Annotated in this window: 9 protein-coding genes; 4 read left to right on the top strand and 5 right to left on the bottom strand. The window is 66.5% G+C overall.

Features of this window, described 5'->3' with window-relative positions; translation table 11 throughout:
• Positions 1 to 39: 39 nt before the first annotated feature.
• The 3 genes from AB1346_03690 to AB1346_03680 are packed head-to-tail and all read right to left on the bottom strand — an operon-like array spanning position 40 to position 2638.
• Entirely contained in the window at positions 40 to 1296 is a 1257-nt protein-coding gene (locus AB1346_03690; protein MEW6719532.1) for a sodium:proton antiporter, read from the bottom strand.
• 12 nt (positions 1297 to 1308) lie between these two features.
• The gene (locus AB1346_03685; GenBank protein ID MEW6719531.1) at positions 1309 to 2139 is read right to left on the bottom strand and encodes a universal stress protein; all 831 of its coding nucleotides are present in this window, start codon (positions 2137 to 2139) and stop codon (positions 1309 to 1311) included.
• A gap of 19 nt (positions 2140 to 2158) precedes the next feature.
• Positions 2159 to 2638, bottom strand: a complete 480-nt coding sequence (locus AB1346_03680; protein ID MEW6719530.1) for a GyrI-like domain-containing protein — start codon at positions 2636 to 2638, stop codon at positions 2159 to 2161.
• A 248-nt stretch (positions 2639 to 2886) separates the two neighbouring features.
• Between AB1346_03680 and AB1346_03675 the strand changes: the two genes are divergently transcribed.
• Positions 2887 to 4134 carry an OFA family MFS transporter gene (locus AB1346_03675; protein ID MEW6719529.1) on the top strand — a complete coding sequence of 416 codons (1248 nt, stop codon included), beginning with the start codon at positions 2887 to 2889 and terminating at the stop codon, positions 4132 to 4134.
• Between the two features lie 99 nt (positions 4135 to 4233).
• Entirely contained in the window at positions 4234 to 5343 is a 1110-nt protein-coding gene (locus tag AB1346_03670; protein ID MEW6719528.1) for a CapA family protein, read from the top strand.
• Here the strand turns inward: AB1346_03670 and AB1346_03665 are convergent.
• Complete coding sequence (locus AB1346_03665; GenBank protein ID MEW6719527.1) at positions 5340 to 6446, bottom strand: LysM peptidoglycan-binding domain-containing protein; 1107 nt, start codon at positions 6444 to 6446, stop codon at positions 5340 to 5342. The genes AB1346_03670 and AB1346_03665 overlap by 4 nt on opposite strands.
• A gap of 89 nt (positions 6447 to 6535) precedes the next feature.
• Here AB1346_03665 and AB1346_03660 point away from each other — a divergent pair, with 89 nt between their 5' ends.
• Positions 6536 to 7699, top strand: coding sequence for an ABC transporter substrate-binding protein (locus AB1346_03660; GenBank protein MEW6719526.1), 1164 nt, complete (start codon positions 6536 to 6538; stop codon positions 7697 to 7699).
• Between the two features lie 15 nt (positions 7700 to 7714).
• On the top strand, positions 7715 to 8581 hold the full coding sequence (locus AB1346_03655; protein ID MEW6719525.1) for a branched-chain amino acid ABC transporter permease: 867 nt from the start codon (positions 7715 to 7717) through the stop codon (positions 8579 to 8581).
• Positions 8582 to 8843: 262 nt separating this feature from the next.
• Here AB1346_03655 and AB1346_03650 read toward each other — a convergent pair whose 3' ends face one another.
• Positions 8844 to 9962, bottom strand: coding sequence for a cysteine desulfurase family protein (locus AB1346_03650; protein ID MEW6719524.1), 1119 nt, complete (start codon positions 9960 to 9962; stop codon positions 8844 to 8846).
• Positions 9963 to 10015 lie beyond the last annotated feature (53 nt).

Below are 10015 nucleotides of genomic sequence, written 5' to 3'. Positions count from 1 at the left end.
ACTCATGAACGTCCCCGTTTTGCTGTTCTGCTCTTCTCGTCAGAAAAACACCAGCGTGATCAGTCCGAACAATGGTATCAGGACGCAGCAGGACCAGCCCATGTAGCCGAGGAAGGAGGGCATCCGGACGCCCGCCTCTTCCGCGATCGCCTTCACCATGAAGTTGGGGGCGTTGCCGATGTAGGTGTTCGCTCCCATGAAGACCGCCCCGGCGCTGATCGCGACGAGGATCGGGGCGGAGACGCCCGCGACCAGCCCCGTTCCCCCCATCCCCTGCGCCAGGCTGAAGAAGACGAGGTAGGTCGGCGCGTTGTCGAGGAAGGACGACAGCAGGCCGGCGGCCCAGAAGAACTGGGCGGGGGCCGTCACCCCGAGTTCCCCTCCGCGGGCCTTGAGGATCAGCATCGCCGGGATCATGGTGGCGAAGATCCCCGCGAAAAGGATGGCCACCTCTTCGATGGGGTGATAGGTGAACTCGTTCTCCTTCCGCAGGCCTGCCGGGGTTTTCCATACGGAAACGACGGCGGCGGCCACCATCAGGGTCTCCCGAAACGGGGTCGGGAGGAAGACGGCGGCGATCACCGCGCCCAGCAGGAGGAGGTTGATCTTCCCTTCGATGGAGACCCGCGGGGCGGCCGGGGCGGCCGGGGCCCCGTTCTCCATGAGCCCTTCGAGGGCAAACGCCCGGCGGTCGACGAGGAAGAAGATCCCGATCAGCGCGCCGCACGCGGCAAGCCACATCGGTCCGACGTGCGTGAGCGTCCAGAAGAACGGCACCCCCTTCAGGTAGCCGAGGAACAGCGGCGGGTCGCCGATCGCCGTCAGGGATCCCCCGATGTTGGCGACGACGAAAATGAAGAAGATCACCACGTGGGCGGCCCGCTTCCTCCCGGCGTTCGCCCGCAGCAGGGGGCGGATGAGGAGCATCGACGCTCCCGTGGTCCCGAGCAGGTTCGACAGGACGGCCCCGATCGCCAGGAAGGAGCTGTTTACCGCCGGTGTGGAGCGGAACGTCCCTCGGACGAGGATCCCTCCCGACACGATGAACAGGGCGGCGAGGAGCACAATGAACGAGCCGTACTCCAAAGCGGTGTGGGCCAGCTCCATCGGCGCGCGAAGGAGGAAGAACGCCGCCACCGGGAGGCCGAACGCGAGGGAGACCTTGCCGAAGTGGCGCACCCAGAACCTCGGCGCGAATACGGGGAAAAGGGCGATCGAGAGGAGGAGGCCGGCGAACGGCAGGACGGACCAGAGGGGTAGCGAGAGGCCGACGGCGATGGGATCGTGCGCGGACAAGGTCCCGGCCGCCTACATGTAAAGGAAGAGGTTGCGGCGCCCCTCTTCGACGAGGCGGCTGGTGACGGACATGCCCAGCAGATCGTCCCAACGGTGCTCGCCCCAGCCCCCGAGGACGACCGCGTCCGCGTTTTCCTTCTCGCAGAACGCAAGGAACGCTCCCGGCCGGGGGCCCGGGATCACCCGCTCCTGCCACGGGGAATAGCCGGCGTCGGTCATCAGGTTCCGCGCCGCGGCCAGCTTCATTTCGCCCGATTCGGGCGAGTCGTCCACCGCGAGAAGGATCACCCGGCACCCCTCTTTCCAGAGAGAGAGCCGCGTCATCGCCCCGATGGCGCGCTCGGACCGGATCCCTCCGCCGCAGCCCGCCACGACCGTCCCGACCGGCCGGTACGGCGTGCACGCCAGCAGCACGGGGATCCCCCCGTCCCGCAGCAGCGACAGGATCAGCCGCCCCGGCTTGTCGTCGAGCTCGGGGGAGAAATGGGACGCCGCCGCCGCGACGACCAGGTCGCACCCCCCCGCGGCCGCCAGCAGCTCGTCGTGCGGATCCCCGTCCCGGATCTCCCCGTGAGCGGACACGCCGGCCTTTGCGCAGACTCCGGTCGCCTCGAGGATGGCCTCGGTGCCTTCCTCCATCATCCGCTTCTCGACCTCTTCTGCCGCGTGCTGCGCCAGGTGGATCGCGGCGACCCCGCCGCCCTCCTCGACCCGGTGGATCTCCTTACGGTCCATCGGATACACGATCCGGATCTCGCCTCCCCCGGCCGCGGCGACATCGACTGCCAGACGCAATGCATCCTGGAAGGACGGGCCCTTGGAAACGGGAAGCAGGACGATCACGGGCACCTCGCCGGTTTCGTCAGGCGGCCTCCCGGATGGGAACCTGGATCTCGGTCAGCATGTCATCCTGGCTCCCGCCGGCATGCGGCTCGGGCGCGACGAAGAACAGCTCGCGCGGCTCCCCTGCCGCCTCGACGGAGTTTTCCCGGAGCCAGTCTAACACTTTTTCATAGGTGCACTGGATCCACTCGTAGGGCCCGCGGTGGAAAAACGAGGCGACCCGCGCCTCCGGGATCTCGACGATCTCCGTGCCGGGGATGAGCTCCTCGGGCTCCTCGTTCAGCGGGAACAGCACCTCGTAGTCCGAATGGAACTTGTCGGGGACCCGGATGCCGCCCCTTCGCAGCCCCAGAGCCGGCTCGCGGAACTTCAGCCGCCCTTCCATCGCCTTGTCATAAAGCCGCGTGAACGCGGTGTCCACGTCCCACAGAGACATCTCGCCCCGCATGCCGATCGCCCGGATCCGGGGAACCTGCTTGATTTCGTGAAACGGAGTCATTGCCTGCTCCTTCCTTTTCAATTGAATCCACCTTCCTCGATGCACGTTAGATATCTCTTTGGATTCGGACGTTTCCGCTCCCAATCGTTTTCTCCCCCCTTTGCTTTCCGATTCCTCCTCCCGATCCCCGAGACGACTATAAAACCTTGTTTAAAAAATTCTTGACACCGGCCCGCCCCCTGCGATACGGTACAAAATAGAAATGCTATTTTAAACAGTAAAACCAGGGGAAGGAGGAGGGTGAGGTTATGGCAGAGGAAAAGCAGACAAACCGGTGGGGTATGGTCGTCGCAGCGTTGATCATGCAACTATGCCTGGGGGTCCTCTACTCCTGGTCCGTCTTCCGGGGACCGCTGATGAAGGAGCTGGGATGGACCGTCAAGGAAGCCGGTTACCCGTACATGGCCTCCCTGTTCTTCTTCGCCTTGGGGATGATCTTCGCGGGAAGATGGCAGGATAAGGCCGGGCCGAAGAAGGTCGCGATCTTCGGCGGCCTGCTGCTGGGGGCCGGCGCCCTGCTGGCCGGGGTGCTGTACAAGACGGTTCCCGGCCTGGTGTTCGCGTACGGCATCCTCGGCGGCCTGGGGGTGGGCTTCGCCTACGTGACCCCGATCGCCACCTGCATCAAGTGGTTCCCCGACATGCGCGGGACGATCACGGGACTGGCCGTGTTCGGCTTCGGGGCGGGCACCCTCGTCTTCGGGCCGCTTATCTCCAAGCTGCTCGCCAGCACGGGGATCGCCAACGCGTTCTTCGTCGTCGGGATCATCATGCTCGCCGGTGTCTGTGGCGCCGGCGCCCTGTTCAAGGTCCCCCCCGCCGGATACAAGCCGGCCGGCTGGAATCCGCCTGCGCCGGCCGCCGGGACGGTCGTGAAGATCGACTGGACCCCGGGCGAGATGACCGGGAACGCGCAGTTCTACATCCTGTGGCTCATCTACTTCGTCGGGGCGGCGGCGGGGCTGATGATCATCGGGCAGGCGGTGCCGATCGGGGTGGAAGTCGCCAAGCTCGACAAGGCGGTGGCGGCGGGCGGTCTCGGCACGATGGCGCTGCTCAACGGCCTCGGCCGTCTGGTCCACGGCTCGATCTCCGATAAGATCGGCCGGAAAAACACCGTCATCCTGATGTTCGCCGAGTATCTCGTGGCGTTCCTCCTGCTGCTGCCGAACTCGGACACCTTCACCAAGTGGCTCGTCGGGATCTGCATCGTCGGGTTCGCCTACGGCGGATACCTGGCGCTGATGCCTTCGCTGACGGCCGACTACTTCGGCACGAAGTCGCTGGGCACGAACTACGGCTACCTGTTCACGGCGTGGGGTATCGCGGGGATCGGCGGCCCCTTCATGATCGACGCGATCAAGGCGACCACGGGGGCGTTCACCCTGGCGATGTACTACATCTCCGCGGCGTGCGTTGCGGGAATCGTTCTTACCTTCATTTCCAAGAAGCCTGTCTTCAAGGAGAGCATGAGCGCCCATCCGAAACCGGCCTGAAGCACCCGTTCCGATCCGGAGCGGTCGAAAGCGGCCCCCCCTCCTCCCCGGGGGGCCGTTTTCTTTTCCCCGCTGCGGATATGGGGATAAGATGAGCGGATGCTGCGGACTGCCGCCCTTCTCGCCTGCCTGCTCCTGACCCTCCCGTCCCCGGCGCTGCCCGAGCGGGGAGAGGACAACGCCTCGGTGGTGCCGCCGCTTGCGATCCGCGTCGTCGCTGTGGGCGACATCATGATGGGGACCACCTTCCCTGAAGAAATCCTTCCCCCGGGCGACGGGGCGACGCTGTTACGGGACGTCCTTCCGTTGCTGGAAGGAGGCGACATCGTCTTCGGCAACCTGGAAGGCGCGCTCGCGGAAGGGGGACGCTCGCCGAAATGCGGCGACTACAAGCCGCGCCCGGGACTCAAGCCCTGCTTCGCCTTCCGAATCCCGCCCCGGTACGCCGGGCACCTGCGAGCGGCCGGCTTCAACGCGCTCAACGTGGCCAACAACCACACCATGGATTTCGGGGCGGAGGGGATGGATAGCACCCTTTCGGCGCTCGACAACGCGGGGATCCAGCCGGTCGGAGGGTGCCGGATCGCCCGGTTCGAGGCGGCGGGGAAACGGATCGCCATCGCGGGATTCTCCTACTCCATGCCCACCCCGTACGTCTACCCGATGCTCGACATCCCCCGGGCCCGGGAGATCGTCGCGGAGCTGAAGAAGGGGCACGACCTGGTCGTCGTGTCGTTCCATGGCGGGGCGGAAGGCTCCGGCGCCCTGGCCGTCCGGGACGCGGAGGAGGAGTTTCTCGGCGAGAACCGGGGGAACCCGGTGCGCTTCGCGCGCGAGGCCGTCGAGGCGGGAGCGGACCTCGTGCTGGGGCACGGGCCGCACGTCCCGCGGGCGATCGAGATCCACCGGGGGAAGCTGATCGCGTACAGCCTGGGGAACTTCGCCGTGTACAGCATGTTCAACATCAAGGGGCCCAGCGGGCTGGGCTACGCGCTACGGGCGGAGCTCGATCCGGAAACGGGGGACATCCTCTCCTTCCGGACGCCTTCCGTGGAACTGCGCCACCCGGGGGTGCCGCGCATCGATCGTGAAGGGAAGGCGGAAGCGCTGCTGCGGAAACTGTCGGAGGAATTCCTCGCCGGGGAGCCCGACGCGGGCGCGCGCCGGAAGAAGCTTTCGGAAGTCTGGGGCGGGGGTACGACCCCTTAGTTCACCACGTCGTTGGTCGCGTACAACAGCCGCCTGGCGCCGATGTACCGCTTCACGTAGTACGGGTGGTCCATGGACGTGATGTTGACCCTCCGGGCGCCCGACGAAGCGTGGATGAACCGGTTGTCGCCCAGGTAGATTCCCACGTGGGAAGGGTATTTCGCGTACGTCTGGAAGAAGACCAGGTCGCCGATGGACAGGTCGCCCCGGTCGACATCCCTTCCCACACCGAACTGCTCCCTCGCGGACCTCGGCAGGTCGAGGTTGAGGAGGCCGAAGACCATCCGGACGAAACCGGAGCAGTCGAAACCGGTCAGGGAGGTCCCGCCCCACACGTAGGGGATCGAGATCATCTTCTTCGCCACACGGACGATCCGGCTCTGCGGCATCTCCTCCGCGCTATCCTGTGCGTCCTGCGCAGGCGGCAGCGGCTGCGCCGCCGCGATCAGCTCCTCGACGGTGACGAAGCGGGCTGTGCCCTCGACGGCCGGGTCCGCCGCCTCCGGCGGATCGGTAAGCGCCAGTTCCTGACCGGGCACCAGCAGATCGGTATCCAGCCCGTTCCGCGCCATGATCTCATCCGTGGACAGGCTGAACTTCCGGGCGATCCCCGAAAGGGTGTCGTCCTCCCGGACCTCGTACGACTCGGGCAGCTCCGCCCGGACGACGATCTGCGTCCCCGGCCGCAGCCGTTTCCCCTTCTTCAGGAGGTTCCGCCGGCGCAGCTCCCTCTCGGGCACGTCGTACCTGCGGGAGATCGATCCGAGCGTCTCCCCTTTCCGGACGGTGTGAAGCTGCGCGGGGGCCGGACGGGCGGGGGCGGCGGGGGCCGACGCCTTCCCGCTCTTCCTCGCCCGTTTCTCCGCGCGTTTCGCGACGGCCTTCTCCTTCTGCGGGATCCGGAGCTTCTCCCCGGCCACGATGCGGTTCGAGCGCAGGTCGTTCGCTTCCTTGAGCTTCTTTACGGGGAGGTGGAAACGCTTCGCGATCCTGGAGAGGGTGTCGCCTTTCCCGACAGTGTACGTCGTGTCGGACAGCGACGGACGAGGCGCGGCCAGCAGGAACAGTGCCGCGACCAGGATGACGAGTCGGCGGGCCGCCATAACGCGGGATATTAACATGAAAATGCAATCGCAACGCATGTTTTTCAGGCCGCGATCCCATGGTATCGTTCTCGGGGAGGGTTCGACCCGTGAGACGACGCCCCCGCTTCTTCCTGCTGCTCCTCCTGCCGGCCTTCGCGCTCCTGCCGGGAAGCTCGTCCGCCGCCGGTCCGCTGAAGATCGGAATCCTTGCGCCGCTCACGGGCCCGTTCGCCGCCGGCGGGGCGTCCTTCGTCCAGGCCGCCACCCTTGCCGTCGAGCAGGCAAACGCCGAAGGGGGAGCGCTGGGGCGCAGGATCGAGATCGTCGTATCGGACACCGAGGGACGGGTGGACGTCGCCCGATCGGAAACGCTGCGGCTGGTTTCCCGGGAAGGGGTGAGCGCGCTGGTGGGCGCCTACCTCTCGGAGGAGACCATGGGGGTCCTGGAGGTGGCGGCCCCCCGGAAAGTTCCGCTCCTGGTCCCCGTCGCCGCGACGGCCGAGATCACGGACCGGATCCGCAAGGAGCGGGAAAAGTACCGGACCGTCTTCCGCGTGTCTTACGCGATCCCCCAATGGGCGGACATCCTGGCGGCCTTCCTGAAGGAAAGGAGGACCTCCCGGTACGCGTTCGTCGGAACGGGTATCCGCTGGAACCGGGAGCTCGGCAACGCGCTCGAGAAGGCGGCCTCCCGGCAGGGAATCGCCGCCGCTTACACGGGATACTACAGCCCGGCGAACCCGGCGCTCGACCCGGTGGCCGTGGCGGCTGCCGGCAGCGGCGCCGATATCGTGGTCCTCGGGGATCCCGGACGGAATTCCGTGTCCTTCCTGAAGCGGCTGCGTGAGCTTTCGCCCGACCTTCCGGTGCTGTCCGTCGGCGGAGCGCTCGGGGATGCCCGGCTGGCGCCCACCCTCCCGCTCTCCGGACCGGTCTACGTCCAGGCGGCCGCATGGAAAGGATCGTCCCCCTCGGCCACGGCCTACGTCGAACGGTTCGAGAAGCGGTTCGGGACCGCCCCCGTGGGCTACAGCGACACCCTGCCGTACGACGCGGTGACCGTCCTTGTGGCGGCCTGGCGGCGCGCGGAAAGCACGGACGGGGAGGCGGTCGCGGCCGCCCTGGAGAAGGGGGCGTTCCAGGGGGTCGCGGGAACATACCGGTTCGACGAGGCCCACCAGGCGATCTGGGGAGCGGGAGACGAATCGCTGCGCGGAACGATCATCCGCTGGGAACGCGACGGCGGACGGATCGTCTTCCCGCCGCGCTGAGAGCCGGCGCCTTCCGTGCCCGCCTTCCCGCAGCTCGTCCTCGACGGGATCCTCACCGGGGGAACGTTCGCCCTGATGGCCGTCGGGATGTCGCTGGTCCTGGGCGTGGTCAAGGTCGTCAACCTTTCGCACGGCGCGTTCTTCACCTTCGGCGCGTACGTCGCGTTCGCCCTGTCGTCCCAGGGGGCGGTCTACCGGCCCGTCCCGGCCGTCCTCGCGGGCGGGGCGATCGCTTTCGCCGCCGGGGCGCTCCTCGGCAGATATTTCGTCAACCCGATCCGGTCCCACCCGTTCTCCGTCACCGTGGGCACGCTGGCCTTCTCGCTCCTGTTCGAGCAGGCCGCGCAGTTCCTATGGGGTCCCCACCCGCTGCTGATCGCCGTGGGCCGCTCGTTCGCGGGTCCCTTCGGGACGACGGTGCGGGTGTGGGGGGTATCCGCCTTCATCGCCTGCACCCTCCTGCTCCTCGGGCTCGAGGCGTTCCTTTCCTCCCGCCGGGGGGTGCCGCTGAAGCTGATCGCGGAGGACGAGGAGATCGCGGAATCGGTCGGGATGGACTCGGAGAAGGCGCGGTACCTTACTTTCGGCGCGGCATCGGCGCTGGCGGCCGTCGCGGGGGCGCTCCTGGCGCCCGCCGCCGCGATCGTACCCACCATGGGGCGCGGCCCGCTGATCCTCTCGCTGATCGTCGTCATCGTGTCGGGGATGGAGAACCTGGCGGCAGGGCTCGCCCTCTCCGTGGGGCTGGGGCTCCTGTCGAACCTCGGCGCGTATTACATCGGACCCGAGTGGTCCTACATCCTGCTGCTGCTCGCGGTCTGCGTGTTGCTCGCGTTTCGGCCCGCCGGGATCAAGGGGCTGGTCATCGCGCGGGACGTCTGACCCGCCAGGGGCACCCTGTCCCCTTCAGCCCTCCTCCGATAACCGATGTCATCTTCTGAATGGACTATGGGGGGGATAGAAACCTGGGGTCTTTGTGGAGTGAACCCCTCCTGGTATCACCTGTGAAGCCAGACTGGGCCGATCCCATGTCGAGATGGGACGGACAGGTCGCCTCGGCCATTGTTGAGCTGGGAGTGCATTCGGCAGCTTCCGCAATGGAAACGAACAAGAAGAATCCCGGGAGCCCGTTCTCCCCAATCCGTTATCGGACACGCCGAAGCATATGCAGTACTTCTTCCAGTTCCTCCCAGGAAGTCGCGCGCCCCAGGCTGAAACGGACAGCGCCCATCCCTTCCGCCGGAGGGACCCCCATCGCGGCCAATACCGGAGAAAGAGTTACCGAGCCGGCGTGGCAGGCCGACCCGGTCGATGCGGCAACCCCGGGAAGTGCCGCAAGAACCTCCGCGCCGGCCCTGCCCACGAAGTTTACGTTGAGGGTATTGGGAAGCCGTTCCGTCGGGTGACCGTTGAGGGTGACGCGTTCGCCGAAGATCCCCTTGAGCTCCTCCCAGAATCGGTCGCAAAGCTTCTTGATATGCGGCATCCCGACCCATTTCCGGGCCGCGTAGCACGCCGCTCCCAATGCCACGGCCAACAGGACGTTCTCCGTCCCGGCCCTGCGCCCCGCCTCATGTCCCGCGCCGTGGACGAAAGGTTCGATCTTCGTTCCTTCCCGTATGTAGAGCACGCCGATCCCCTTCGGTGCGTACACCTTGTGCCCTGCCACCGAGAGCAGGTCCACGCCCAGCTCCTCCACGTCCCCGGAAATCTTCCCGACCGTCTGCGCGGCATCCGTGTGGAACAAAATACCGGCCTCCCGGGCGATGGCGGAAATTTCGGGAATCGGCTCGATCGTCCCCACCTCATTGTTTGCGTGCATAACGGTGATCAGGATCGTCTTTCGGGTGATTGCCTTGCGAACGTCCTCCGGATCGGTCATGCCGAACCGGTCCACCGGGAGGACGGTCACATCGGCTCCCAGCTTTTCCAGAAAGCGGCACGGGTTAAGAGTCGCCGGGTGTTCCACCGCCGTGGTGATGATGTGGTCTCCCCGATCCCGGTTGGCGAAGAAGATCCCCTTGATGGCATGGTTGTTCGATTCGCTGCCGCCGCTGGTGAAGACCACTTCGGTCGGATCGCAGCCCAGCAGCCCGGCGACCTGACCCCGTGCCTTCTCGACAGCGTCTTTCGCCGGCATTCCAGCCCAGTGGAGACTCGACGGATTCCCGTAATGATCGGAGAGAAACGGGGCCATCGCCTCCACCGCTTCCGGGCAGATCGGCGTGCTCGCGTTGTTATCGAGGTAGATACGGCAGCTCATGCATGCCCCCTTATTTCTTCAGCGTTTCGGTCATCCGAACCGCAACGACGAGG

The organism is Thermodesulfobacteriota bacterium, assembly GCA_040758155.1.
Classification (GTDB): Bacteria; Desulfobacterota; Deferrimicrobia; order Deferrimicrobiales; family Deferrimicrobiaceae; genus UBA2219.
Note: the sequence above shows the minus strand (reverse complement) of the source record. Positions and strands in the feature narration are given on the sequence as shown.